The 24,616-nt window shown below is 62.4% G+C and carries 21 protein-coding genes; 12 read left to right on the top strand and 9 right to left on the bottom strand.

Annotation, left to right across the window (positions count from 1 at the left end; translation table 11 throughout):
* Positions 1–188: 188 nt before the first annotated feature.
* The 10 genes from PBDP_RS10835 to PBDP_RS10790 all read left to right on the top strand — a co-directional run bounded on the left by PBDP_RS10835 (position 189) and on the right by PBDP_RS10790 (position 13,334).
* Positions 189–1,058 (top strand): lipase family alpha/beta hydrolase, encoded by an 870-nt coding sequence (locus PBDP_RS10835; RefSeq protein ID WP_212802224.1) that lies wholly within the window; start codon positions 189–191, stop codon positions 1,056–1,058.
* A gap of 96 nt (positions 1,059–1,154) precedes the next feature.
* Positions 1,155–1,436 carry a peptidylprolyl isomerase gene (locus PBDP_RS10830; protein ID WP_109751817.1) on the top strand — a complete coding sequence of 94 codons (282 nt, stop codon included), beginning with the start codon at positions 1,155–1,157 and terminating at the stop codon, positions 1,434–1,436.
* 199 nt (positions 1,437–1,635) lie between these two features.
* Positions 1,636–3,504 carry an extracellular solute-binding protein gene (locus tag PBDP_RS10825; protein ID WP_212802223.1) on the top strand — a complete coding sequence of 623 codons (1,869 nt, stop codon included), beginning with the start codon at positions 1,636–1,638 and terminating at the stop codon, positions 3,502–3,504.
* The gene (locus PBDP_RS10820) at positions 3,504–4,562 is read left to right on the top strand and encodes a microcin C ABC transporter permease YejB (protein WP_109751815.1); all 1,059 of its coding nucleotides are present in this window, start codon (positions 3,504–3,506) and stop codon (positions 4,560–4,562) included. Before PBDP_RS10825 ends, PBDP_RS10820 begins: the two co-directional genes overlap by 1 nt.
* On the top strand, positions 4,562–5,584 hold the full coding sequence (locus PBDP_RS10815; RefSeq protein ID WP_109751814.1) for an ABC transporter permease: 1,023 nt from the start codon (positions 4,562–4,564) through the stop codon (positions 5,582–5,584). The genes PBDP_RS10820 and PBDP_RS10815 overlap by 1 nt, the downstream gene beginning before the upstream one ends.
* A gap of 26 nt (positions 5,585–5,610) precedes the next feature.
* On the top strand, positions 5,611–7,191 hold the full coding sequence (locus PBDP_RS10810; RefSeq protein WP_109751851.1) for an ABC transporter ATP-binding protein: 1,581 nt from the start codon (positions 5,611–5,613) through the stop codon (positions 7,189–7,191).
* 136 nt (positions 7,192–7,327) lie between these two features.
* Positions 7,328–8,743: a sigma-54 interaction domain-containing protein gene (locus PBDP_RS10805; protein ID WP_212802222.1), complete on the top strand. Its 1,416-nt coding sequence runs from the start codon at positions 7,328–7,330 to the stop codon at positions 8,741–8,743.
* Between the two features lie 302 nt (positions 8,744–9,045).
* Positions 9,046–10,437 (top strand): GntP family permease, encoded by a 1,392-nt coding sequence (locus PBDP_RS10800; RefSeq protein ID WP_212802221.1) that lies wholly within the window; start codon positions 9,046–9,048, stop codon positions 10,435–10,437.
* Between the two features lie 7 nt (positions 10,438–10,444).
* Positions 10,445–11,221: a 3-hydroxybutyrate dehydrogenase gene (gene hbdH, locus PBDP_RS10795; RefSeq protein ID WP_116832006.1), complete on the top strand. Its 777-nt coding sequence runs from the start codon at positions 10,445–10,447 to the stop codon at positions 11,219–11,221.
* 157 nt (positions 11,222–11,378) lie between these two features.
* Positions 11,379–13,334, top strand: a complete 1,956-nt coding sequence (locus tag PBDP_RS10790) for an acetoacetate--CoA ligase (protein ID WP_212802220.1) — start codon at positions 11,379–11,381, stop codon at positions 13,332–13,334.
* A gap of 164 nt (positions 13,335–13,498) precedes the next feature.
* Here PBDP_RS10790 and PBDP_RS10785 read toward each other — a convergent pair whose 3' ends face one another.
* Positions 13,499–14,614: a PilT/PilU family type 4a pilus ATPase gene (locus tag PBDP_RS10785; protein ID WP_109751850.1), complete on the bottom strand. Its 1,116-nt coding sequence runs from the start codon at positions 14,612–14,614 to the stop codon at positions 13,499–13,501.
* A 132-nt stretch (positions 14,615–14,746) separates the two neighbouring features.
* Here PBDP_RS10785 and PBDP_RS10780 point away from each other — a divergent pair, with 132 nt between their 5' ends.
* Both PBDP_RS10780 and PBDP_RS10775 read left to right on the top strand, forming a co-directional pair.
* Complete coding sequence (locus PBDP_RS10780; protein WP_212802219.1) at positions 14,747–17,284, top strand: hybrid sensor histidine kinase/response regulator; 2,538 nt, start codon at positions 14,747–14,749, stop codon at positions 17,282–17,284.
* 48 nt (positions 17,285–17,332) lie between these two features.
* Positions 17,333–17,608 carry a peptidylprolyl isomerase gene (locus PBDP_RS10775; protein WP_019690952.1) on the top strand — a complete coding sequence of 92 codons (276 nt, stop codon included), beginning with the start codon at positions 17,333–17,335 and terminating at the stop codon, positions 17,606–17,608.
* Positions 17,609–17,746: 138 nt separating this feature from the next.
* On the opposite strand, the gene PBDP_RS10770 is transcribed toward PBDP_RS10775, so the two are convergent.
* The 8 genes from PBDP_RS10770 to PBDP_RS10735 form a co-directional block, all read right to left on the bottom strand.
* Positions 17,747–18,667 carry a sugar kinase gene (locus PBDP_RS10770; protein WP_212802218.1) on the bottom strand — a complete coding sequence of 307 codons (921 nt, stop codon included), beginning with the start codon at positions 18,665–18,667 and terminating at the stop codon, positions 17,747–17,749.
* Between the two features lie 153 nt (positions 18,668–18,820).
* Positions 18,821–20,038, bottom strand: coding sequence for an amino acid deaminase (locus PBDP_RS10765; RefSeq protein ID WP_163854433.1), 1,218 nt, complete (start codon positions 20,036–20,038; stop codon positions 18,821–18,823).
* Positions 20,039–20,078: 40 nt separating this feature from the next.
* On the bottom strand, positions 20,079–20,843 hold the full coding sequence (locus PBDP_RS10760) for an IclR family transcriptional regulator (protein WP_109751849.1): 765 nt from the start codon (positions 20,841–20,843) through the stop codon (positions 20,079–20,081).
* Positions 20,844–20,988: 145 nt separating this feature from the next.
* Positions 20,989–21,378 carry a RidA family protein gene (locus PBDP_RS10755; protein ID WP_092198834.1) on the bottom strand — a complete coding sequence of 130 codons (390 nt, stop codon included), beginning with the start codon at positions 21,376–21,378 and terminating at the stop codon, positions 20,989–20,991.
* Between the two features lie 26 nt (positions 21,379–21,404).
* Entirely contained in the window at positions 21,405–22,211 is an 807-nt protein-coding gene (locus PBDP_RS10750) for an amino acid ABC transporter ATP-binding protein (RefSeq protein WP_109751806.1), read from the bottom strand.
* Complete coding sequence (locus PBDP_RS10745; RefSeq protein ID WP_109751805.1) at positions 22,208–22,870, bottom strand: amino acid ABC transporter permease; 663 nt, start codon at positions 22,868–22,870, stop codon at positions 22,208–22,210. Before PBDP_RS10745 ends, PBDP_RS10750 begins: the two co-directional genes overlap by 4 nt.
* Before the next feature lie 9 nt (positions 22,871–22,879).
* Entirely contained in the window at positions 22,880–23,542 is a 663-nt protein-coding gene (locus tag PBDP_RS10740) for an amino acid ABC transporter permease (RefSeq protein WP_109751804.1), read from the bottom strand.
* A 54-nt stretch (positions 23,543–23,596) separates the two neighbouring features.
* Complete coding sequence (locus PBDP_RS10735) at positions 23,597–24,445, bottom strand: transporter substrate-binding protein (RefSeq protein WP_212802217.1); 849 nt, start codon at positions 24,443–24,445, stop codon at positions 23,597–23,599.
* Between the last annotated feature and the right edge of the window lie 171 nt (positions 24,446–24,616).

The raw sequence follows: 24,616 nt of genomic DNA, 5'->3' as shown, positions 1-24,616 counted from the left end.
TGCAAACGCCTGAGATTATAGGAGACCTCCTACACCTTTAGTCACAGCCGGGTCACTTCCCATTATTCCCACTTTTTTTATTCCGGTTTCCCTGGTTTAGCGCGGTTTCTTCCTACACCGCCGCTTACGAGCCTGGATTAGAGTGAAGTCGCAAACTCAAGGTGAACCTCTTCGAAAAAGGTACGAACATGCAACGGAATGCAACCACTCAATTCCCCATCCTGTTGGTCCATGGGTTGTTCGGGTTTGACAGGATCGGCGGTTTCGAACTTTTCCATGGCATCAAACAAGCTCTACGCGCAGGCGGCGCCCGGGTGTTCATCCCGTATTTGTCGGCCCCCCATTGCAACGAGGCCAGAGGCGAACAACTGCTGGTGCAGATCGATCGGGTCCTGGCTGGCACCGGCGCGGCCCGGGTCAACTTGATCGGCCACAGCCAGGGTGCGCTGACCGCCCGATATGCCGCCGCGCTGGCCCCCGAAAAAGTTGCCTCGGTCACATCGGTCAGCGGTCCCAACCATGGTTCCGAACTGGCTGACTTCCTGCGCAAGGCCCTTACTCCAGGACGGCTGCCAGGACATGTGGCAAGAAGCGTCGCCACACTGTTCGCCGATTTCATCTCGCTGCTCGATGGACAGGAGCACCTACCGCCAACCGCCGTGGCCGCGCTGGCGACGTTGACCACCGAAGGCGTGGGCGCCTTCAATGACAAATACCCCCAGGGCCTGCCCAAGAACTGGGGCGGGAACGGCCCGGAAAGGGTCAACGGCGTGCGCTACTACTCATGGAGCGGCACGTTGCCAGAGGCGACAGAGGAAGAACTGGAGCCTTCGCAGGTTTTCTGCCGCGCCTTTTCCGAATACTTCATCACCGAAGCCGGGCAGAACGACGGCCTGGTCGGGCGTTTCAGTTCGCACCTGGGCAAGGTCATTCGTTCCGACTATCCAATGGACCATATGGAGACCATCAACCTGGGAGACGGCAGGTCACGCAAGGGCACAGCCCCCACAGAGCTTTACCTGCGCCACGCCGAGCGCCTGCGCAAAGCCGGCCTTTGATCGCCGGCCCCAAGGTTTTGACGCAATTTTGACAACAACCGGTCAATGAATCCGGTAGGCTCAACACCTTTAAATATATCGAAAGGAATTTCCCCCATGGCCAAAGCCACTGCCCGCCACATCCTGGTTTCCACCGAAGACAAGTGCAACGAACTCAAGGCCCAGATCGAAGCCGGCGCCGATTTCGCTGAAGTTGCCAAGGCCAACTCCACCTGCCCATCCAGCCGTCAAGGCGGCGACCTGGGTTCGTTCGGCCCGGGCCAGATGGTCAAGGAGTTCGACACCGTGGTCTTCAGCGCCCCGATCAATGTGGTCCAGGGGCCGGTCAAGACCCAGTTCGGCTACCACCTGCTGGAAGTGACCAGCCGCCAGGATTGATGGTCCCTTGTGGGAGCAAGGCTTGCCCGCGATGAACGATAACGCGGAACAGCTGTTGGACCGCGGCGCAGCAATCGCGGGCAAGCCTTGCTCCCACATGCCTTGCTCCTACAGATAATCCCTCGCCACAAGGACTGGCGATCCACGCGCCGCTCGCGTACAAATCGTGGTCATCGATCACCCGGCTTTAAGGCTGACAATGCGACTGGCGTTCCCTTCCCTGCTATTGACTGCCGTGGTCCTGCTGACAGGCGCCGCCGGCGTCGAGGCAGCACCGCAACATGCCCTGACCGTCTATGGCGAACCGGCCAAATACGCCGAAGGCTTCGGCCACTTTGCCTATGCCAACCCCCAGGCTCCCAAAGGCGGGACCATGCGCCGCTCGGCCATCGAGATCGGCCATTTCGACCATGTGCTGCCCTATATCGACAAAGGTATCGGGGTCAGTCAGATCGACGGGATGCTGTATTCGCCCCTGGCCCAGCGCTCGCTGGATGAGCCCTATACCGTCTATGGCCTGGTGGCGCAGAAGATGGAGCGTGGCGAAGATGGCCTGTCCCTGCGCTTCTACCTGAACCCCAAGGCGCGCTTCGCCGATGGCAAGCCCATCACCGCCCAGGACGTGCGCTACAGCTTCGAGCTGTTGATGACCCAGGGCAGCCTGCGCTATCGCACCCAATTCGCGGCGGTCAAGGACGTCGTGGTCGAGGACGAGCGCACCGTTCGCTTCGACTTCAAGAACAATGAAAGCCGCACCCTGCCCCTGGACATCGCCACCCTGCCGGTCTTTCCCGAACATTGGTGGAAGACCCGCGATTTCGCCAACGGCGGCGGCTACGAGGCCCCACTGGGCAGTGGTCCCTACCGGGTGAGCAAGGTCGATTCCGGGCGCAGCATTACCTTCGAACGCAACGCCGACTGGTGGGGCAAGGACCTGCCGGTCAGCCGTGGCCTCTACAATTTCGACCACTTCAGCATCGAGTATTTTGGCGACACCGACGTCGCCCGCCAGGTGCTGCGCGGCGGCGCCTATGACTACAACCGCGAATTCTCCGCCACCGCCTACTCCATCGGCTATGACGGCCCGGCCCTGCAGGATGGTCGCCTGCAAAAGGCCCACCTGGCCACCGAGGCCCCCCAGACCGCACAGGGTTTTGTCTTCAATCTGCAAAGACCGCAGTTCCAGGACCGCCGCGTACGCCAGGCCTTGGCCATGCTCTGGGACTTCGAGTGGAGCAATCGCCAGATGATGCGCAACCTCTATGTGCGCCAGCAGAGTTACTTCTCCAACACAGACCTGGCCGCCCGACAACTGCCCGATGCCGGCGAACGGGCGATCCTCGAGCCGCTGCGCGGGCAGATACCCGACGAAGTCTTCACCCAGGTGTTCGAGGCGCCGAAAACCGACGGCAGCGGCGTGATCCGCGACAAACAACTGCAAGCCCTGGCGCTGCTGGAACAGGCTGGCTGGAAACCCGACGGCGACCGCTTGGTGAATGCCGAAGGCGAGCCGCTGAGCTTCACCTTTCTCAACAGCCAGAACGGTATCGACCGCCTGCTGCTGCCCTATAAGCGCACCCTGGCGCAAATCGGCATCGACATGAGCATCCGTCGTATCGACGCGTCCCAGTACGTCAATCGCCTGATGAGCCGCGATTACGACATGATCATCACCGGCTACCCCGTCAGCACATCGCCAGGCATGGAACTCTATAATTACTTCGGTTCGGCGGCCGCCAACGATCCGGGCGCCAACAACTACATGGCCTTGAAGAACCCGGCGGTGGATACGCTGATCGACGGGCTGGTCAAGGCCACTACCAAGGCCGACATGCTGCGCCATGCCCACGCCCTGGACCGGGTGCTGCAATGGAATTACTACTGGATCCCCAACTATTACCCGCCAGGCAGCTCAACCGTGTGGTGGAACCGCTTCGGCATTCCAAAGGTACAGGCCAGCAATGAGGAAGCGATCGAAAGCTGGTGGGAAGTGAGCAGCACACCGTTGACCAACGAGCAGATGCGCGCCGAACGCCTCAGGCGCGGCACACCCGGAGGGCCGCATTGATGTGGGCTTATATCGCGCGGCGCCTGCTGCTGATCATCCCCACGCTGGTGATCATCCTGCTGGTGAACTTCGTCATCGTGCAGGCTGCGCCCGGCGGGCCGGTGGAACAGGCCATCGCCCACCTGCAGGGCATCGGCGGCGCCAGCGTCGGCAGTTCGGGCAACGCCATGACCGGCAGCTCTCGCGCCAGTCGCGGCCTGGACCCGCAGCTGATCAAGGACATCGAGAAACAGTACGGTTTCGATAAGCCGGCCCACGAGCGCCTGTGGCTGATGCTCAGCAGCTATGCGCGCCTGGACTTCGGCAAGAGCTTCTTCCGCGGCGCCACGGTCACCGACCTGATCCTGGAAAAGATGCCGGTGACCATCTCTCTCGGGCTCTGGGCGACCTTGATCACGTACCTGGTGTCGATCCCCCTGGGCATCCGCAAGGCCGTGCATCACGGCTCGGCATTCGATGTGTGGAGCAGCACAGCAATCATCATTGGCTATGCCATGCCGGCGTTCCTCTTCGCGATGTTCCTGATCGTGGTGTTCGCTGGCGGCACCTCGTTGAACTGGTTTCCGGTGCGCGGGCTGGTGTCGGATAACTTCGAGTCGCTGTCGACGCTGGGCAAGATCGCCGATTACTTCTGGCATTTGGTTCTGCCGGTCACGTCGCTGGTGATCGGCGGCTTCGCCACCCTGACGATCCTGACCAAGAACTCGTTCCTCAATGAAATCACCCGCCAATACGTGGTCACGGCGCGGGCCAAGGGCATGAGCGAACGCCGAGTGTTGTATGGCCACGTGTTCCGCAATGCAATGCTGCTGGTGGTGTCGGGCATTCCCCAGGCGTTTATCAGCGTGTTCTTTGCCGGCTCCTTGCTGATCGAGGTGATTTTTTCCCTCGACGGCCTGGGACGCATGAGCTACGAGGCTGCGGTATCCCGGGATTATCCGGTGGTGTTCGGCTCGCTGTTCATCTTCACGCTGTTCGGCCTGCTCATCAAACTCATCGGCGACCTCTGCTACACCCTGGTGGACCCGCGCATCGACTTCGCCGCGAGGAACGCCTGATGTTCAAGCTTTCTCCCTTGGGCCGCCGGCGCCTGGAGCGCTTCAAGAAAAACCGTCGGGGCTGGTGGTCGTTGTGGCTGTTCATCGGCCTGTTCATCCTGAGCCTGGGCGGCGAACTGATCGCCAATGACAAACCGCTGGTGGTGAGCTATCAGGGCTCGCTGTATTTCCCGGTGTTCAAACGCCATACCGAGCAGGAATTTGGCGGACAGTTGCCGTTCCAGGCCGACTACCGCAGCAGCTACGTGCAAAACCTGATCCACAAGGACGGCGGCTGGCTGTGGTTCCCACCGATCCCGTTCAGCGACGACACGCCCAACTATGACCTCAACAAGCCGGCGCCGAGCCCGCCCTCATCGGTGAACTGGCTCGGCACCGATGACCAGTCCCGGGACGTACTGGCCCGGGTCATCTTCGGCGCGCGGGTGTCGATCCTGTTCGCCCTGGCCCTGACCGCCATCAGCGCGCTGATCGGCATCGCCGCCGGTGCATTGCAGGGTTATTACGGCGGCTGGGTGGATCTGCTCGGGCAACGTTTGCTGGAAGTCTGGTCGGGCCTGCCGGTGCTTTATCTGCTGATCATCCTGTCCGGCTTCGTGGAACCGAATTTCTGGTGGTTGCTGGGAATCATGGCGCTGTTTTCCTGGCTGGCCCTGGTGGACGTGGTGCGCGCCGAGTTCCTGCGCGGGCGCAACCTCGAATACGTGAAAGCCGCCAGGGCCCTGGGTCTCAGCGACCGCAAGGTGATCGTGCGGCATATCCTGCCCAACGCGATGAACGCCACCCTGAGCTACCTGCCGTTCATCCTCACCGGCGCGATTTCCACCCTCACCGCCCTGGATTTCCTCGGCTTCGGCATGCCGGCCGGCAGCGCCTCCCTGGGCGAACTGATCGCCCAGGGCAAGCAGAACCTGCAAGCGCCATGGCTGGGATTGACGGCGTTCTTTACCCTGGCGCTGATTCTTTCCCTGTTGGTATTTATCGGCGAGGCGTTGCGAGACGCGTTCGACCCACGCTCTTGAAAACAGCCATGAAGCGGAACCTTGAGATGAGCGACAACCTGATCGAAATCCGCGACCTGAGCGTGGCCTTCAACGACAACACCGTGGTGCGCAACCTGTGCCTGGATATTCGCCCTGGCGAATGCCTGGCCTTGGTAGGCGAGTCGGGTTCCGGCAAGTCGGTGACAGCCCATTCGATCCTGCAATTGCTGCCCGAGAACGGCACCCGCACCACCGGCAGCATTCGCTATCGCGGCCAGGAACTGCTGGGCGCCGAGGCCAAGACCTTGCGCGAACTGCGCGGTAACCGGATCGCAATGATCTTTCAGGAGCCGATGACCTCGCTGAATCCGCTGCACAGCGTCGAAAAGCAGATCGGTGAAACCCTGATGCTGCACCGGGGGCTGGGCGGCAAAGCCGCGCGCCAGCGCATTCTGGAACTGCTGGCCCTGGTGGGCATCCAGAAACCCGCCGAACGCCTCAAGGCCTACCCTCATCAACTGTCCGGCGGCCAACGCCAACGGGTGATGATCGCCATGGCGCTGGCCTGCGAGCCGGAACTGTTGATTGCCGACGAACCGACTACCGCGCTGGACGTGACCGTGCAGCGCAAGATCCTGCTGCTGCTCAAGTCACTGCAGCAACGACTCGGCATGTCCCTGCTGCTGATCAGCCACGACCTCAACCTGGTGCGCAGCATCGCCCAACGGGTGTGCGTGATGAAGGCTGGGGAAATCGTCGAACAGGCGCCTTGCGAAACCCTGTTCAGCGCACCGAAACATCCCTACAGCTGCGAGCTGCTGCACGCCGAACCGGAAGGCGAAGCCTTGCCCCGGGACGAACGCGAAGACGTGTTGCAGGTACAGGACCTGCGCGTCAGTTTCCCCCTCGGCGGTGGGCTGTTCCGGCGCAAAGAATATTTGCACGCCGTGGATGGCATCAGCCTGTCCATCCAGCGCGGCAAGACCCTGGGCATCGTCGGCGAATCCGGCTCCGGCAAGTCCACGCTCGGCCAGGCGATCCTGCGGCTGATCGAGTCCGAAGGCAGCATCCGCTTTCAGGGCCAGGCCCTCGATCAGCTGTCGCACAAGGCGCTGCGACCATGGCGCAAGCAGATGCAGGTGGTGTTCCAGGACCCGTTCGGCAGCCTCAGCCCACGGATGTCGGTGCAACAGATCATCAGCGAAGGCCTGGAGGTCCACCAGCCCTCCAGCCCCGAACAGTGTGAAGCCCGGGTGATCCAGGCCCTCAAGGAAGTGGGCCTCGACCCGCTGACCCGCCATCGCTACCCCCATGAATTCTCTGGGGGCCAGCGCCAACGCATCGCCATTGCCCGGGCGCTGGTGCTCAAGCCGGCCCTGATCCTGCTGGACGAGCCGACCTCGGCCCTGGACCGTACCGTGCAAAAACAAGTAGTCGCCCTGCTTCGCCAGCTCCAGGAGAAGTACGACTTGACCTACCTGTTCATCAGCCATGACCTGGCGGTGATCCGCGCCCTGGCCCACGACATGATCGTGATCAAGGACGGTAAAGTGGTCGAGCAAGGTGCCAGTCATGACGTGTTCGATTCGCCCCAGCACCCTTATACCAAGGAGCTGTTGGCGGCGGCGCATCCGGGGTGGGCATAATCCGGCGCATGGCAGAGCTTCGTGTCGCCCCATCGCGAGCAGGCTCGCTCCTACACTGGAGCGACGCGGGCCCGTGTGGGAGCGAGCCTGCTCGCGATGACGGCGGCACTGACATCACCTATTCGGGACAATATCGATGAACCCCACCGAAAGCCTCAAGGATTACAAGCGCGTGCGCACGCTGGCGATCCGTTCGTTGTTCGAAATCATCGAGCAGTCCAGCGAAGGCACGGTGATTGTCGACCGTGACGCGAATATCGTCTGGATGAACGAACGCTACGCCCGCCGCTTCGGCCTGAACTCGGCCCAGGAAGCCATAGGCCGGGCGTGCGAGAGCGTGATCCCGGGCAGCCTGCTGCGTGAAGTGGTGCGCACCGGGCGGCCGATTCTGCTGGACATGCAGGACACGCCCAAGGAACCGCTGGTGGTGATGCGCCTGCCGATCCACGACAGCGCGGGTGCGGTGATCGGCGCCATCGGTTTTGCCTTGTTCGACGAGCTGCGCAGCCTGTCGCCGATGCTCAAGCGCTACCTGAGCATGCAGGAAGAACTGGCCTCCACCCGCTCGCTGCTGCGGGCGCGGCAAACCAAGTACAACTTTGCCCATTTCATCGGCACCAGCAACGCCGGCCTGGAGGTCAAGCGCCGCGCCCGACGCAGCGCCAGCGCCGACTCCCCAGTGCTGCTGCTCGGCGAAACCGGCACCGGCAAGGAACTGCTGGCCCAGGCCATCCACAGCGCTTCGCCGCGCGCGCACAAGGCGTTCGTCAGCATCAACAGCGCGGCGATTCCCGAAGCGCTGCTGGAAGCCGAATTCTTCGGCACCGCGCCAGGGGCTTTTACCGGGGCTGATCGCAAGGGCCGCGCCGGCAAACTGCAGATCGCCCAGGGCGGTACGCTGTTCCTCGACGAGATCGGCGACATGCCGCTGCCGCTGCAAAGCAAACTGCTGCGGGTGCTCCAGGAAAAGGAATACGAACCGGTAGGCTCCAACGAGGTGCTGCAAAGCGATGTGCGAGTGATCGCCGCCACCTCCATGGACCTGGAAGCGGCGATCAAACGTGGGGAGTTTCGCGCCGACCTGTATTACCGCCTCAACGTGCTGCCGATCCAGGTCCCGCCGTTGCGCGAGCGCCTGGATGACTTGCCAGCCTTGAGCGAGGCGATCCTCGAAGAACTGCGCAGCCAGCACGAACTGAACCACGACGCCCTCGACCTGCTGAGCCAACACGCCTGGCCGGGCAACATCCGCGAGCTGCGCAATGTGCTGGAGCGGGCCGCGCTGCTGAGCGACAACCTGCTGCTCACCGCCGCCGACATCCATGCGGCCATTGGCACTTTCACACCGGTCACCCGCACGGCCAGCCCCAGCCTGGAGCCGCTGGCGCACGAAACCTTCAGCCAGGCCCGCGCGCGATTCGACCGGCAACTGATCGAAACCACCCTCGCGCAATGCGGGGGCAAGGTGGTCGAGGCGGCTGAGCGGTTGGGGCTGGGGAGGTCGACGTTGTACAAGAAGATGGTGGCGTTGGGGATTGCAGAGTCTCAATAAAGAGACTCATGTCTCTACATTTAGACAAGCTCTTTTGGAGCGCTTCGCGCTCATCGCGAGCAGGCTCGCTCCCACACGGGCGGCGCTCTCGAGAAGTACACGGTCACCCTGTGGGAGCGAGCCTGCTCGCGATGAGGCCCGCACAGCCGCTGAAAATCTCAAAACAGAGAAAAAATCTTCAAAGCACCCCCTCAAAAATCCATAATCCCCTTATATTTCAATAAATTACACACCTGGCACAAAACTCGCTAAAGCCCTCCCCACAGCTTCATCACAACAATAACAATCCCAGGAGACACACCATGAGTGTGATCATTGCCTTGGCAGCCCTCACGCTGCTGATGGTCGCCGCCTACCGTGGCTACAGCGTTATCCTCTTTGCCCCCATCGCCGCCCTCGGCGCCGTCCTGCTCACCGACCCGTCCGCCGTCGCCCCTGCCTTCACCGGGGTGTTCATGGAAAAAATGGTCGGGTTCATCAAACTGTATTTCCCGGTGTTCCTGCTTGGCGCGGTATTCGGCAAGCTGATCGAGTTGTCGGGTTTCTCCCGCTCCATCGTCGCCGCCGCGATTCGCTTGCTGGGTACGCGCCAGGCCATGCTGGTGATCGTGCTGGTCTGCGCCTTGCTGACCTATGGCGGCGTATCGCTGTTCGTCGTGGTGTTCGCGGTGTACCCGTTCGCCGCCGAGATGTTCCGCCAGAGCAATATCCCCAAGCGTCTGATCCCGGCCACCATCGCCCTCGGCGCATTCTCGTTCACCATGGATGCCCTGCCCGGCACGCCGCAGATCCAGAACATCATCCCCAGCACGTTCTTCAACACCACCGCCTGGGCCGCACCGTGGCTGGGGGTGATCGGCACGATCTTCGTGTTCAGCCTCGGCATGCTGTTCCTGCAACGCCAGCGCAACAAGGCCCAGCGTGTGGGCGAAGGCTACGGCACCGAATTGCGCAACGAGCCGGAAACCGCCGAAGACATCAAGCTGCCGAACCCATGGATCGCTGTTTCGCCACTGGTGGCGGTGGGCATCATGAACCTGATGTTCACCCAGTGGATACCCCAGTGGTACGGCAAGACTCATAGCCTGGCGCTGCCGGGCATGGCCGCGCCGGTCACCAGCGACATCGCCAAGCTCACCGCGATCTGGGCGGTACAGGCTGCGTTGCTGGTGGGCATCATCATGGTCCTGCTGTTCGGTTTCCGGGCTATTCGCAGCAAACTGGCCGAAGGCAGCAAGAGTGCCGTGGGCGGTGCCTTGCTGGCGGCGATGAACACGGCTTCGGAATACGGCTTCGGCGCGGTGATCGCCTCGCTGCCAGGCTTCCTGGTCCTGGCCGATTGGCTCAAGAGCATTCCCAACCCGCTGGTCAACGAAGCGGTGACCGTCACGCTGCTGGCGGGCATCACCGGCTCTGCCTCGGGTGGCATGAGCATCGCTTTGGCGGCGATGTCCGAAACCTTTATCAACGCCGCCCACGCCGCCAACATTCCCCTGGAAGTGCTGCACCGGGTGGCCGCCATGGCCAGCGGCGGCATGGATACCCTGCCTCACAACGGCGCGGTGATCACCCTGCTGGCAGTGACCGGACTGACCCACCGCGAAGCCTACAAAGACATTTTCTGCATTACGCTGATCAAGACACTCGCGGTGTTCTTCGTGATCGGTGTGTTCTACGCCACTGGCATTGTGTGAGGTTTCCATGACAACCACTCTTTCGGGCAAGACTGCCCTGGTCACCGGTTCCACCAGCGGCATTGGCCTGGGTATCGCCCTGAGCCTGGCCAGGGCCGGCGCCAACCTGATCCTCAACGGCTTTGGCGATGCCTCGGCGGTGATTGCCGAGGTGAAACAGTTCGGCGGCCAGGTCGGGCACCATCCAGCCGACGTCAGCGACCCGGCGCAGATCGCCGACATGCTCGCCTACGCCGAGCGCGAGTTCGGCGGCGTGGACATCCTGGTGAACAACGCCGGGATCCAGCATGTGGCCGCCGTCGAGGATTTCCCCGTGGAACGCTGGGATTCGATCATTGCCATCAACCTATCCTCGGTGTTCCACGCCACTCGCCTGAGCCTGCCGGGCATGCGCGCCAAGGGTTGGGGGCGGATCATCAACGTCGCCTCGGTGCACGGTCAGGTCGGCTCGGTGGGCAAGGCGGCGTATGTCGCGGCCAAGCATGGGGTGATTGGCCTGACCAAAGTGGTCGGCCTGGAGACCGCTACCAGCAACGTCACCTGCAACGCCATCTGCCCCGGCTGGGTGCTGACGCCACTGGTGCAGAAGCAGATCGACGACCGCATTGCTACCGGTGTCGATCCGCAACAGGCGCAGCATGACCTGCTGGCCGAGAAACAGCCGTCCCTGGAATTCGTCACTCCCCCGCAACTGGGGGAACTGGTGCTGTTCCTGTGCAGCGAAGCCGGCAGCCAGGTGCGCGGCGCGGCGTGGAATATCGATGGTGGGTGGTTGGCTCAGTAGGCTCCTGCGAAGCCCTGTGGGAGCAAGGCTTGCCCGCGATGAAGTCGATGCGCTTTTTCAGAATCGAGGCGCCTGTTTCGCGAGCAAGCTTTGCTCCCACACCTGATTGAGCCGCTCTATAGTTTGTGTGTGTGCATAAAAAAATAAGAGGCACCCCATGTCCGACATCCTCTGGCAACCCAGTCCCGAACGCATCGCCCAGTCGCGCATGAACGCCTTTCGCCGGTTCGTCAACGCGCGACATCACCTGCAACTGCACGACTACCCTGCCCTGCACGCCTGGAGCATCGACCAGCGCGAGGCATTCTGGCAGGCCATCGTCGATTTCTTCGAGATTCGCTTTCACCAAGCCCCCGACGCGGTATTGGTGGAGGGTTCGCAAATGCCCAGCGCCCGATGGTTCCCAGGCGCCACGCTGAACTTCGCCGAACACCTGCTGCGCCGCCGTGATGACACCGTCGCCGTGGTGGCGCTCGACGAAAACGGCGGTGAGGAACAACTGACCTGGAGCGAACTTGCCGCCCATGTCGCCGGCCTGCAAGCGAGCCTGAAAGCCGCTGGCGTAACACAGGGCGACCGGGTGGCCGCCTGCATGCCCAACACCTGGCAGACCCTGGTGGGCATGCTCGCCACCACCAGCCTGGGGGCGATCTGGTCCTGTTCGTCGCCGGATTTCGGTACCCAGGGGGTTATCGACCGCTTCGGCCAGATCGAGCCGAAGGTACTGATCACCTGCGCCGGTTATCGTTATGCCGGCAAGGTCATCGACCAGCGGCCCAAGGTCAACGAAGTCCTCGAGCGACTGCCGTCGCTGCAGCAGTTGATCGTGCTGCCCTATGCCCGACCCGATGCAAGCGTCGACGATTTCAAGACCCGGGCCAACGTCGCATTGTGGGACGCGTTTTATCAAAGCGGCGGCGAACCGCAGTTCACTGGCGTGCCCTTCGATCATCCGCTGTACATCCTCTACTCCAGCGGCACCACCGGCGTGCCGAAGTGCATCGTCCACGGCACCGGCGGCGTGTTGCTGCAACTCGTCAAGGAACATGGCCTGCATGTCGACCTCGGCCCCGAGGATCGGCTGTTCTACTACACCACCTGCGGCTGGATGATGTGGAACTGGTTGGTGTCGGCCCTCGCCGTCGGCAGTGCGGTGGTGCTCTATGACGGCTCACCGTTCCATCCCAGCCCCGAGCGCCTGCTCGACCTGATCGACCAGCAGCGCATCAGCGTGTTCGGCACCAGCCCCAAGTTCCTGGCCTCACTGGAGAGTCAGGGCTTCAAGCCTCGGCAAAGTCACGACCTGGGCAGCCTGAAGACCATTCTGTCCACCGGCTCGGCCTTGGCGCCCCATAGCTACGATTACGTGTACCGCGACTTCAAGCCCGACGTCTGCCTGGCCTCGATGTCCGGCGGCACCGACATTGTCTCGTGCTTCGTCAACGGCAACCCGCTGTCGCCGGTGCGTCGAGGCGAGATGCAGGGCAAAAGCCTGGGCATGGCCGTGCAGGTCTGGAACGAGGCCGGCCAAACGGTCATCGGCGAAAAAGGTGAGCTGGTGTGCACCCGGCATTTTCCGGCGATGCCCATTGGTCTATGGAACGATCCACGACAGGAGAAACTTCGCGCGTCCTATTTCAGCCAGTTTCCCGGTGTGTGGGCCCAAGGCGACTACGCCGAAGAACTGGCCCACGGTGGCTTCCTGATCCATGGCCGCTCCGACGCCGTGCTCAACCCCGGTGGCGTGCGCATCGGCACGGCGGAAATCTATCGGCAGGTGGAGAAGGTCGAGCAGGTGCTGGACAGCGTCGCCATCGGCCAGCAATGGCAAGGCGATGTGCGGGTGGTACTGTTTGTGCGCCTGCGCGATGGCGTGATGTTGGATGAGGCCTTGGAGCAGCAGATCCGCCAAGTCATCCGGGCCAACACCACGCCACGGCACGTGCCGGCGAAAATTCTGGCGGTGACGGACATTCCCCGGACTATCAGCGGCAAAGTCGTCGAACTGGCGGTGCGCAATGTGGTGCATGGCGAGGTGGTGAAGAACACCGATGCCCTAGCCAATCCGGAGGCGCTGGAGCAGTTTCGGGGACGGCCAGAACTGGCCACTTAAGCGCAGCAACTCCTGTGGCGAGGGGATTTATCCCCGCTGGGCTGCGAAGCAGCCCTAAAACCTGACATCTCGGTGTGTCAGACGGAGTGAGTTGACTGAACGTGGGACTGCTTCGCAGTCCAGCGGGGATAAATCCCCTCGCCACAGGAGCGTGCCCGACACGATCAATCCATCAACCCCCACTCACCCGCCGCCGGATCGGCGGGTGGCGCCGCGCCCGACTCGGCATGCAACTTCAGCCGCAAGCGCAGGTTGTTCGCCGAATCAGCGTTTTTCAGCGCTTCTTCCTCATCGATGGCTCCCTCTGCCACCAGGTTGAACAAGGCCTGGTCAAAGGTCTGCATGCCCAACTCTTCGGACTTTTCCATGATGCCCTTGAGCTCGCCCAGCTCATTGCGGCGGATCAGGTCGGCCACCGTGGGCGAGCCTAGCATTACCTCCACCGCCGCCCGACGCTGGCCGGTACGGGTGCGCACCAGGCGTTGGGAAACGAAGGCCTTGAGGTTGTTGCCCAAGTCGTTGAGCAACTGCGGCCGACGCTCTTCCGGGAAGAAGTTGATTACCCGGTCCAGGGCCTGGTTGGCGTTGTGGGCATGCAACGTGGAAATCACCAAGTGCCCGGTGTCGGCAAACGCCAAGGCATGCTCCATGGTTTCCCGGTCGCGGATCTCGCCGATCAGTACCACGTCCGGCGCCTGGCGCAGGGTGTTTTTCAGGGCGGCATGAAAACTGCGGGTGTCGACACCGACCTCCCGCTGGTTGATGATGGATTTCTTGTGCCGATGGATATACTCCACCGGGTCTTCGATGGTGATGATGTGGCCGCTGCTGTTGCGGTTGCGGTAATCGATCAGCGCCGCCAGGGAGGTCGACTTGCCCGACCCCGTCGCTCCGACGAACAGCATCAGCCCTTGCTTCTGCATGATGGTATCGAGCAGCACCCGTGGCAGTTTCAGGTCTTCGAAACGCGGGATGTCCAGCTTGACGTTGCGTATCACCATGGACACGTCATTGCGTTGTTTGAAGATATTGACCCGGAAACGCCCGACGCCGGCCAGGGAGATCGCCAGGTTCATTTCCAGCTCCCGATCGAACTCAAGGCGCTGTTCGGCGTCCATCAAAGACTCGGCGAGCCTGGCAATGTCGCCGACCTTGCATGCTTCATTACCCAAGGGCTTGAGCACGCCCTCGAAACGCGCGCACGGTGGCGCCCCCGTGGACATGTAAAGGTCGGAACCATTCTGGCTCGCCAGGATTCGCAACAACGGATCGATTTCCATGGACTGAAACTTCCGCGAGACATCAATGAAACAAGCCGAGCCGAACATGAAACCCGTCAGACCAACCTGCACTTACCTTTCCCTGAGGATAGTAGACGCCGTGGCACAGACACGACAGCCAGGGATTGCATGATGAGCGCGACACCCGCCGGCAGCGATACACAGCGCCTGCTCAGCCAAGTGGACTGGGCCATGACCCCGCTGGGCACTGCCCAAACCTGGCCCCAGAGCCTGCGCACCGCCGTGGACATCGTGCTCCACTCGCCCATGCCGATGGCCTTGCTGTGGGGACCGCAACTGTCGCACCTCTACAACGACGCCTTCGGCCGCCTGACCGGTGACAAGCATCCCCGGGCGTTCGGCCAGCCGACCCATACAGCATGGCCCGAACTCAAAGGCGCGACCGAAGGGATTTATCACCGCGTGTTGCAAGGCCAGACGCACACCTGCCGTGATCAACAATGGCGCGTGCCCTTCGCCGGGCGCCTCTGCGATGTCTGGCTGGACCTGACCTACAGCCCGGTGCGCGACGAAAGCGGCACCGTCGCAGGCATCCTGGTCACCGCCATCGAGACCAGCGAACGGCGCCGCCTGGCCATGGAGTTCGAGCGACGCTCCGAGGCCAGCCTCAAGGCCCAGCACGAAAGCGAAGAACGCCTGCAACTGGCCCTGGCCGCCGCTGACGCGCTGGGCACCTGGGACTGGGACATCAGTGAAGATCGCTTTATTGCCGATGCACATTTCGCCCTGTTGCATGGCGTCGATCCCAGCCTGTCACGCCAGTTGCCCATCAGCGCCTACCTCGAAGGCGTGCACCCCGAGGACCGGGCGATGGTTGCCCGCAGTATCAAGCACTGCATCACCCACGGCACCGAATACGCCGAGGAATACCGGCTGTTGCAGCCCGACGATCAATTGCGCTGGGTGTACGTGCGTGGTCGCTGCTACAAGGATCGCCACGGCCGGCCCAAGCGCTTTCTTGGCGCCGCCCTGGACCTGACCGAACGCAAGCGCACCGAGCAAGCCCTGCGCCAGAGCCAGACCGAGCTGCAGCTGATCATCAATGCCATGCCGATCCTCATCAGCTACGTGGACCGCGAAGAGCGTTTCCGGCTGAACAACAGCGCCTACCTGGACTGGTACGGCCTGACCCCGCAGGAACTCTACGGCAAGAGCATCCGCGAAGTGCTTGGCGAAGAGGCCTACGCCGCCCGCGCCCAGCAGATCGCCGACGCCCTGGCCGGCAAACCGTGCAGCTTCGCCGTGCAGTCAAACCATCGCGACGGTCGCCCACGCCATGCACTGATCAACTACCTGCCTCGCCAGGGTTCGGACGGCACAGTGAACGGTTTCTACATCTTTGTGATCGACGAAACCGAGCGCAAGAAAACCGAGGAAGCCCTGCGCAACCTCAACGAAACACTGGAAGAACGCGTCATCGCCCGTACCCACCAACTGGCCGAAGCCAACCAACGGCTGCAAAGCGAGATGTTCGAACGCGAGCGCGCCGAAGAAGCCCTGCGCCATGCCCAGAAAATGGAAGCGGTGGGCCAGCTCACCGGTGGCATTGCCCATGACTTCAACAACATGCTCACCGGCATCCTCGGCAGCCTCGACCTGATGCAACGCTACATCGCCGCCGGTCGCGCCGCCGAGATCGGGCGCTTCACCGAAGCGGCGGTGTCTTCGGCCAACCGCGCCGCCGCCCTGACCCACCGGCTGCTGGCTTTTTCCCGGCGCCAGTCCCTGGACCGCAAACCGCTGGACGCCAATGACCTGGTGCGCTCGCTCGAAGACCTGCTGAGCCGTACCACCGGCGATCACATCGTGCTGCGGCTGCAATTGACCCACGAGCTATGGCTGGTCAGCACCGATGCCAGCCAGTTGGAAAACGCCCTGCTCAACCTGGTGATCAACGCCCGCGATGCGATGCCCGACGGCGGCGAATTGATCGTCGAAACCGCCAATGTCTATCTCGACGGTACTGACATCAACAGCCTGGAGCCCGTGAAGGCCGGGGACTACGTGATGATTGCCGTCAGCGACAACGGCAGCGGCATGACGCCTTCCGTGCGGGCCAAGGCCTTCGATCCGTTCTTCACCACCAAACCCATCGGCCAGGGCACTGGCCTAGGCTTGTCGATGATCTACGGGTTTGCCCAACAGTCCGGCGGGCACCTCAACCTGGACAGTGTGCCGGGCCAGGGCACGCGAGTGCAGCTGTACCTGCCGCGCTTGCACATTTCCCCCGCCCAACAACCCGCCACACCGGAAGCGATCGACGCACCGCCGGCCATCGCCGGAGAAACCGTGTTGCTGGTGGAGGATGAACCCGCCGTGCGCATGCTGGTGCTCGACCTGCTGCAGGCCCTGGGCTACACCGCCCTGGAAGCCCGGGACGCCGTGACCGCGCTGCCCGTGCTGGAATCGAACCAGCGCATCGACTTGCTGGTGACCGATGTCGGGCTGCCGGGCATGAATGGCCGGCAACTGGCGGAAATCGCCCGCCAGCACCGGCCCGGGCTGAAGGTGCTGTTCATGACCGGTTACGCGCAGAAAGCCGCCGAACGCCAGGGCTTCCTCGAACAGGGCATGGATATGGTCGCCAAACCGTTCACCCTCGATCTGCTGGCCAACAAGATTCGGACGATGATCAACCATGACAGCTGACTTGAGGCATAATCGCCGCCCCGTCGCACCGCTCAGGTCACCGCTGCAATGAAAGCCCAAGCCCGCCATATCCTGGTGAAAACCGCCGAAGAAGCCGAACAGCTCAAGCAACGCATCGCCAAGGGCGAAGCCTTCGATGTGCTGGCCAAGAAATACTCCACCTGCCCCTCCGGCAAGCGCGGCGGCGACCTGGGTGAAGTGCGGCCAGGGCAGATGGTCGGCGCGATTGATGCGGTGATCTTCAAGAAGCCGCTGCGGGTGGTGCATGGGCCGATCAAGAGCAAGTTCGGGTATCACTTGGTGCAGGTGTTCTACCGGGATTGAATTTAACTCCAGACGCCCTGTAGGAGACACTTGTGGGAGCGAGCCTGCTCGCGATGGCGGTACATCAGCCGATGCAAATATGGCTGATCCGACGCCATCGCGAGCAGGCTCGCTCCCACAGGTTCTGTGTATCCTGCGTTACCGAGGCATCAACGCCCCAGGCACCTGGATCACCCGGCTCGCCAGCAGATGCCCGGCCTCGGCGGCCTCCTGCGGACTGCCGCCCAGCAAGCGACTCGCCAGGTACGCGGCGCTGAAGGAATCCCCCGCCGCCGTGGTGTCCACCACCCGTTCGACCCGCTGGGCAGGCACTTCATAAAACTGGCCATCGCAACGGATCAGACAGGCCTCGGCACCGCGCTTGAGCACAACTTCCGGCGTGCCAAACTGCGCATAGGCGGCGAACACCGCCTCACTGTCGGCATAACCGAACAGCGCCTGCTCGTCCTCCACCGTCAACAGCGCCAGCTCCACGTAGGGCAACACGTTGCGATAGGCCGTGCGGGCTGCCTCGACCGAGGCCCAGAGCCTTGGCCGGTAGTTGTTGTCGAACACCACCTGGGCTCCGCGCCGACGCGCTTGGACCAGGGTTTCGATGAGCTTGGCCCGCCCCTGCTCGCCGAGCACCGCCAGGGTGACGCCGCTGAAATACAGCACATCGTAATCCAGCAACGCGACCAGGATCGGCCCGGCGGCCGGGGTGGTAAAGCAATCACGTACCGCCGCCTCGTTGCGCCAGTACAGGAATCGCCGCTCGCCCGTCGCATCGGTCTGGATGCAATACAAACCCGGCAGGCGTCCAGGCAAGCGCTGGACCCGTTGCAACCCGATGTTTTCTTCGGCCCAGCGCTCACACATGGCGTCGCTGAAACTGTCGTCGCCCAGGGCAGTGACGTAATCCACCGCGCCGCTGTCACCCAAGGCGCGGGACAGGTACACCGCCGTGTTCAGGGTGTCACCGCCGAAGCTTTGTTGCAGGCTGCCATCGGCGCGTTGTTGCAGTTCGATCATGCATTCGCCGATCAGGGCGATGCGGGGTTTCTGGGTGGGATTGCTCATAGGTGATCCTGATATTCGGTGGTGTCTGGCAGGGCGCTATCGCGGGCAAGCCTTGCTCCCACAGGGGATCCTGGGTGAACACCCATTTTGTGTTCACAGTCGATCAGTGTGGGAGCAAGGCTTGCCCGCGATGGCCACGACTCGGTCCAAAGGCTAGAAACACGTCTCCATGCTCTCCACCACCCGCAACTGCTCATCCACCAGACAACCCACCCGCCACTTGTCGAAGGTCAGGCACGGATGGGAAGTACCGAACGAAATGATATCCCCGACCCGCAACTCAACCCCCGGCGCCACACTCATGAACGCATGCTGGTCCATCACCGCCGTCACCTTGCAACCGCTGACGTCTTCCCCCGCCGCCGAATCCGATCCGGGCTTGTAGCGCTTGAGCGGCACCGGCAATCCGGCGTCGTAGGCCACGTCGCGCTTGCCCAGGGCGATTACCGCGAAACCCGGCTCCGGCAGCGATTGCACATGGGCCCAGACTTCCAGGGCCGGGCGCAGGCCTTCGTGCAGGTCGCTGCGACGCTCCAGCACGCAGCACTGGGCTTCTTTGTAGATGCCATGGTCATGGGCCACGTAACTGCCGGGACGCAGCACACTGAGGAAACGCCCGTGGGCATTCTGGGCCTCGAAGGATTCGGCGATCAGGTCGTACCAGGCCGAACCCGAGGCGGTGATGATCGGCTTGTCGATGGCAAACGCGCCGCTGTCCTGCAACTGCACCGCCAGCCGCACCAACGATGCAGCGAACGCGCGGATGCCGCTGATGGCATGGTCACCGTGGATCACCCCTTCGTAGCCTTCGATACCGGTCAACGCCAGCGCCGGTTGCGCCCGGATCGCCTCGGCCAGGGCCAGCACCTCGGCCTCGGTCCGGCAACCACAGCGACCGCCGACCACCCCGTACTCGATCATCACGTTCAGCTTCACGCCACGAGCGGCGAAGAACGCCCCCAGGTCAGCCACGTTGTCGGGATGATCGACCATGCAATGGAATTCGAACGTCGGGTCGGCCAGCAGATCGGCGATCAACGCCATGTTCGGCGCGCCCACCAATTGGTTGGCCATCAGTACCCGACGTACGCCGTGGGCATAGGCGGCATGGGTCTGCACAGCAGTGGCGAGGGTCAGGCCCCAGGCGCCAGCGTCGAGCTGGCGGCGAAACAGCGCCGGGGTCATGCTGGTCTTGCCGTGGGGCGCCAGTTCGGCACCACTGCCGGTGACGAACGCCTGCATCCAGCGGATATTGTGCTCCAATGCCTGGCGATGCAGCACCAGCGCCGGCAGGCTGACGTCCCGTAGCAAATGTGCACCGACGGTGGCGGCACCTTTCTCGACGCTGGCATTAGGAATGGCGGATGACATGTTCGAACTCCTCGCACACGGCCGCTAGTGCCGTGGCTGTCTATTCATTGATGCGCCTGGCCAGGTTGTTGGCGCTTTCGATCAGCACCCGGCGGTAGTCGGCGTAATTGTTCTTGGCGTCGGCCCGTGGGGCGACGATGCACAGGGTTGCGATGGCCACGCCATTGGGGTCTTTGACCGGTGCGGCGAAGCAATGGGTGAAGGTGTCGGCGACACTGTCGAAAGAGAAAAACCCATCGAGGCCGGCCTGGCGGATTTCCTTGAGGAATTGCTCCAGGGGCAGGCGCTCGCCATCCGGCAGGATGAAGTCGTCGGGGTCGATCAGGTCGACGATCTGCTGGTCACTCAAATGCGCCAGCAGCAGGCGTCCGGACGCCGTCCACGGGATCGGCGCGTTCTCACCGATGTCCGATGAAATGCGGAAATGCCGCTCGCCTTCCTTCATCAGCGCGACGGTGTATTTGCGCCCGTTGAGCAGGCACATCTGCGCCGTTTCCCGGGTCTGGCGCACGATCTCCTGCAACGCCTGGTCAGCCTCGCGGCTCAAATCGAAATGCCGCAGGTGTGCCTGCCCGAGAAAATACAACTGGCGGCCCAGGTAGACGTGGCCGTCCTTGCCCACGGGTTCGAGGATGCGTCGCTCCAGCAGCGACGCCACCAGTTCATAGACCGTGGACTTGGGGCTGCCGATGCCACTGGCAATATCATTCGGGCGCAGCGGCTGGCCGATTTCCTTGAGGAAGTCGAGGATATCGAACGCCCGATCCAATCCCCGGGCCCGGCGTTTGATGGTGTCTTCGGTCATGTTTTCGGTTCCCATTCAATTGGCCGGGAGTTTAACCAGACTGCTGCGCCGCCTGATAGATCGCTATCGCGGGCAAGCCATGCTCCCACAGAAGAATGTGTTCCCTTGTGGGAGCAAGGCTTGCCCGCGATGAGGCCCCCGTAGTTCAGGCCTTTTTCTTGTAGGCAATGCAATCGATCTCGACCTTGCAATCGACCATCATGCTGGCCTGCACGCAGGCCCGGGCCGGGGCGTGTTCCGGACTGAAGTACTCGCCGAACACCTTGTTGAAACTCCAGAAGTCCCGCGGATCTTCCAGCCACACGCCACAACGCACCACGTCCTTGAGCTCGTAACCGGCCTCTTCGAGAATGGCGACCAGGTTCTTCATGGTCTGGTGGGTCTGCTCGACGATCCCGCCGACAATGATCTCGCCGTTCACCGCCGGCACCTGACCGGACACGTGCAGCCAGCCATCGGCCTCGACGGCGCGGGCGAATGGCCGTGGCTGGCCGCCGCCTGCGGTGCTGCCGGTGCCGTATCGGGTAATGCTCATGGGTTATCTCCTTATTGAATGGAAAGTTAAAAACGCGTGTTCTTGAGAAATTCCGCCAGACGCGGCGATTGCGGCCGCTCGAACAGTTCTTTGGGTGGCCCTTGCTCTTCGATCCGGCCCTGGTTCATGAACACGATCTTGTCGGAGACCTCGAAGGCAAAGCGCATTTCGTGGGTCACCAGCAGCATGGTCATGCCGTCTTCGGCCAGGCCCTTGATCACGTTGAGCACCTCGCCGACCAGTTCCGGATCCAGGGCCGAAGTGACTTCGTCGAACAGCATCAGGCTGGGGTTCATGGCGATCGCACGGGCAATGGCCACACGCTGTTGCTGGCCACCGGACAACTGGCCGGGAAAATGATTGCGTCGCTCCAACAGGCCAACCCGCTCCAGCCATTTCTCGGCCAGGGCCACCGCTTCGTCCTTGGGCAGCTTTTTCACTTTTAGCAGGCCCAGGGTAACGTTCTGCAATGCGGTCAAATGCGGGAACAGGTTGAATTGCTGGAAGGCCATGCCGGTCATGGCGCGGTGCCGGGCGATGACTTTCTCGGGGTGACGCACGCGCTTGCCGTCGATGTCGTCATAGCCGATGGACTCACCGTCGAGCATGATCTGCCCACCCTGGAATTCTTCGAGCATGTTGACGCAGCGCAGCAGCGTGGTCTTGCCCGAGCCGCTGGAGCCGATCAGCGTGACCACGTTGCCGCGCTGCATGCTCAGGTCCACGCCCTTGAGCACTTCCAACGGGCCGTATTGTTTGCGCAGACCGCGAATGTCCAGCAGCGGCTGGGTGTTGGAGAGCTCCGTATTGGAGAGATTCGAAACGTCAGTCATGGCAAGGCCACCCGCTTTTCAATGTGCCGCCCGAGCAATTCGATGGCGTAATTGATGATGAAAAAGAGAAAACCGGCGAACAGATAGAACTCCAGGGTCATGAAGGTCCGGGCGATGATCTGTTGGGTGCTGAGCAGCAGTTCGGCGACGCCGATCACCGACAGCAGGGTCGAGGCCTTGACGATCTCGGTGGAGGAATTGACCCAGGTCGGCAAGATCTGCCGCAACGCCTGGGGCAACAGCACATAGCCCAGCGACTGATAGAACGTCAGGCCGATGGCCTGGCTCGCCTCCATCTGCCCACGGGGCAATGCCTGCAAGGCGCCGCGCACGATCTCGGCGACGTGGGAGCCACAAAACAGCGTCAGACCCAGGACACCGGCCTGGAACGCGCCGATCTGCCAACCCAGCGCCGGGGCCATGTAGAAACAGGCCAGCACCAGCACGAACACCGGCGTGCCGCGGATCAGGTCGACGTAGAAGCGAAATGGCGCACGCATCCAGGTTCGCCCGTAAGTCAGCACCAGCCCGGCGACCAGGCCGATCAAGGTGCCCAACAAAATCGCCAGCACCGAGCACTGCACACTGGTCAGGAAACCGGCCCACAGGGTGTCCCGGGCGACCCACAACTCATGCAACCAACTGGGGGATTCGTACATGGAACACTCCTAACGGCGGATCGCCAGGCGCTGCTCGAAATACCGCAGCACCATGGCAATGAGGTAACAGGCCGCGACATACAGCGCTGTGGTCACCAGCCAGGTTTCGATCACCCGGTAACTTTCCACGTTGATCTTGCGGGCGTAATAGGTCAGCTCCGGCACGGCAATCGCCGCCGCCAGGGAGGTGTCCTTGAACAGCGAGATGAAGTTGTTCGACAAGGCTGGCAACACGTTGCGCAGCATCACCGGCACGGTGACGTAGGCCTTCACCTGCCACTCGCCCAGGCCGATGGCCAGCCCCGCTTCCCGCTGGCCCTTGTGAATGCTCAGCAGCCCGCCACGGAACACTTCGGTCAGGTACGCACCGGCGTACAGCGACAGGGTGATGACGAACGACGGCAGCTTGTCCAGGCGAATGCCCAGGCTCGGCAAGGCGAAGTAGATCAACAGGATCAGCACCAGGATCGGCGTATTGCGGATCACCGTGACATACACCGACGCCAGCACCCGCAACAGCCGATGCTTGCTCAGCAGCGCGAACGCCATCGCCAGGCCGATCACGCAACCGATGGCGATCGACACCAGCGCCAGGGACAGCCCCAGGCCGAGCCCCGCCAGCAAGGTGTCGAAATCGCGCCAGACGGCGGCAAAGTTCAACTGATAATTCATGGTCGACAGTACCTTCAACGGGGCGCCCGAAAGTGGCGCCCCGGGCTCACAGGGTCATTTGAATTCGACAGGGAAACCGATCGCTGGCGATGGCAGCTCGACGCCGAACCACTGTTTGAACGACGCCGCGTATGTCGGGAACTCCACGCCGGTCATGGCTTCATGCAAGGTGGTGTTGACGAAGTTCAGCCAGTCCTGGTCGCCGCGCTTGACCGCGCAAGCATAGGTTTGCGGGCTCCAGGCGTAGGCCGGGCTGCGATAGCGACCAGGGTTCTGCACCATCAGGTACTTGACCGAGGATTGGTCGGTGGCAGCGGCATCGGCACGGCCGGAGTTCACCGCCTGATACATCAGGTCGACGCTGTCGTACTGGTCGACCTTGGCCTTGGGCAGCGCCTGATGCACCAGTTCTTCGGCGTAGACGTTCTGCAGCACCGCCACGGTGACGTCGTCGCCGGCGGCCTTGAGGTCTTCGATTTCCTTGTACTTGCTGTTGGCCGGCAGCAGCAGGCCCACGCCTTCGCGGTAGTACGGCAAGGTAAACGCCACTTGCTGGGCACGGCTGGCGGTGACGGTGATGAACTGGCAACTCATGTCGACCTTGTCGGTCAGCAGGTTGGGAATGCGCGCATCGGAAGACTGCACCACGAACTCGACTTTTTCCGGGTCATTGAACAAGCCCTTGGCGACCATCCGTGCGATGTCGATATCAAAGCCCTGCAACTTGCCATCCGCTCCCTGGAAGTGCCACGGCGCATTGGTACTGCCCGTGCCCACGATCAATTTCCCGCGCTGCAGCACGCTGTCCAGCTTGCTGTCGGCCGCCTGGGCGACACCCACGGCGGCCGTCGTGGCCGCGAAGAGAAAAACACACGCTTTGAACAAGGAAGGTCGGCGTTGCATGGCAAGCACTCCAGAGTGAGTTTATTCCGCTATACCGGAACATGGTATGTAACAACGGAATAGACAGCAGAAAGTGTGCCACAGGTTTGATACCCATGGGGGAAGAAATGGAAAGCGAATGAAATCAGAGGGATGGGAAAACGCAGGGAATAACGACGCCCAAAGGCCGAG

It is taken from the genome of Pseudomonas sp. St290 (genome assembly GCF_018325805.1).
In the GTDB taxonomy this organism is placed as follows: Bacteria; Pseudomonadota; Gammaproteobacteria; order Pseudomonadales; family Pseudomonadaceae; genus Aquipseudomonas; species Aquipseudomonas bijieensis.
Note: the sequence above shows the minus strand (reverse complement) of the source record. Positions and strands in the feature narration are given on the sequence as shown.

Excerpts from the sequence above, each read along its gene's own strand:
- PBDP_RS10805 (WP_212802222.1), top strand. The coding sequence starts at position 7,328 with ATGAACCCCACCGAAAGCCTCAAGGATTACAAGCGCGTGCGCACGCTG.
- PBDP_RS10820 (WP_109751815.1), top strand. The coding sequence starts at position 3,504 with ATGTGGGCTTATATCGCGCGGCGCCTGCTGCTGATCATCCCCACGCTG.
- PBDP_RS10760 (WP_109751849.1), bottom strand. The coding sequence starts at position 20,843 with ATGACCGAAGACACCATCAAACGCCGGGCCCGGGGATTGGATCGGGCG.
- PBDP_RS10770 (WP_212802218.1), bottom strand. The coding sequence starts at position 18,667 with ATGAGCAATCCCACCCAGAAACCCCGCATCGCCCTGATCGGCGAATGC.
- PBDP_RS10740 (WP_109751804.1), bottom strand. The coding sequence starts at position 23,542 with ATGAATTATCAGTTGAACTTTGCCGCCGTCTGGCGCGATTTCGACACC.
- PBDP_RS10780 (WP_212802219.1), top strand. The coding sequence starts at position 14,747 with ATGAGCGCGACACCCGCCGGCAGCGATACACAGCGCCTGCTCAGCCAA.
- PBDP_RS10800 (WP_212802221.1), top strand. The coding sequence starts at position 9,046 with ATGAGTGTGATCATTGCCTTGGCAGCCCTCACGCTGCTGATGGTCGCC.
- PBDP_RS10810 (WP_109751851.1), top strand. The coding sequence starts at position 5,611 with ATGAGCGACAACCTGATCGAAATCCGCGACCTGAGCGTGGCCTTCAAC.
- PBDP_RS10765 (WP_163854433.1), bottom strand. The coding sequence starts at position 20,038 with ATGTCATCCGCCATTCCTAATGCCAGCGTCGAGAAAGGTGCCGCCACC.
- hbdH (WP_116832006.1), top strand. The coding sequence starts at position 10,445 with ATGACAACCACTCTTTCGGGCAAGACTGCCCTGGTCACCGGTTCCACC.
- PBDP_RS10735 (WP_212802217.1), bottom strand. The coding sequence starts at position 24,445 with ATGCAACGCCGACCTTCCTTGTTCAAAGCGTGTGTTTTTCTCTTCGCG.
- PBDP_RS10815 (WP_109751814.1), top strand. The coding sequence starts at position 4,562 with ATGTTCAAGCTTTCTCCCTTGGGCCGCCGGCGCCTGGAGCGCTTCAAG.
- PBDP_RS10835 (WP_212802224.1), top strand. The coding sequence starts at position 189 with ATGCAACGGAATGCAACCACTCAATTCCCCATCCTGTTGGTCCATGGG.
- PBDP_RS10825 (WP_212802223.1), top strand. The coding sequence starts at position 1,636 with ATGCGACTGGCGTTCCCTTCCCTGCTATTGACTGCCGTGGTCCTGCTG.
- PBDP_RS10785 (WP_109751850.1), bottom strand. The coding sequence starts at position 14,614 with ATGGAAATCGATCCGTTGTTGCGAATCCTGGCGAGCCAGAATGGTTCC.
- PBDP_RS10755 (WP_092198834.1), bottom strand. The coding sequence starts at position 21,378 with ATGAGCATTACCCGATACGGCACCGGCAGCACCGCAGGCGGCGGCCAG.
- PBDP_RS10750 (WP_109751806.1), bottom strand. The coding sequence starts at position 22,211 with ATGACTGACGTTTCGAATCTCTCCAATACGGAGCTCTCCAACACCCAG.
- PBDP_RS10745 (WP_109751805.1), bottom strand. The coding sequence starts at position 22,870 with ATGTACGAATCCCCCAGTTGGTTGCATGAGTTGTGGGTCGCCCGGGAC.
- PBDP_RS10775 (WP_019690952.1), top strand. The coding sequence starts at position 17,333 with ATGAAAGCCCAAGCCCGCCATATCCTGGTGAAAACCGCCGAAGAAGCC.
- PBDP_RS10790 (WP_212802220.1), top strand. The coding sequence starts at position 11,379 with ATGTCCGACATCCTCTGGCAACCCAGTCCCGAACGCATCGCCCAGTCG.
- PBDP_RS10830 (WP_109751817.1), top strand. The coding sequence starts at position 1,155 with ATGGCCAAAGCCACTGCCCGCCACATCCTGGTTTCCACCGAAGACAAG.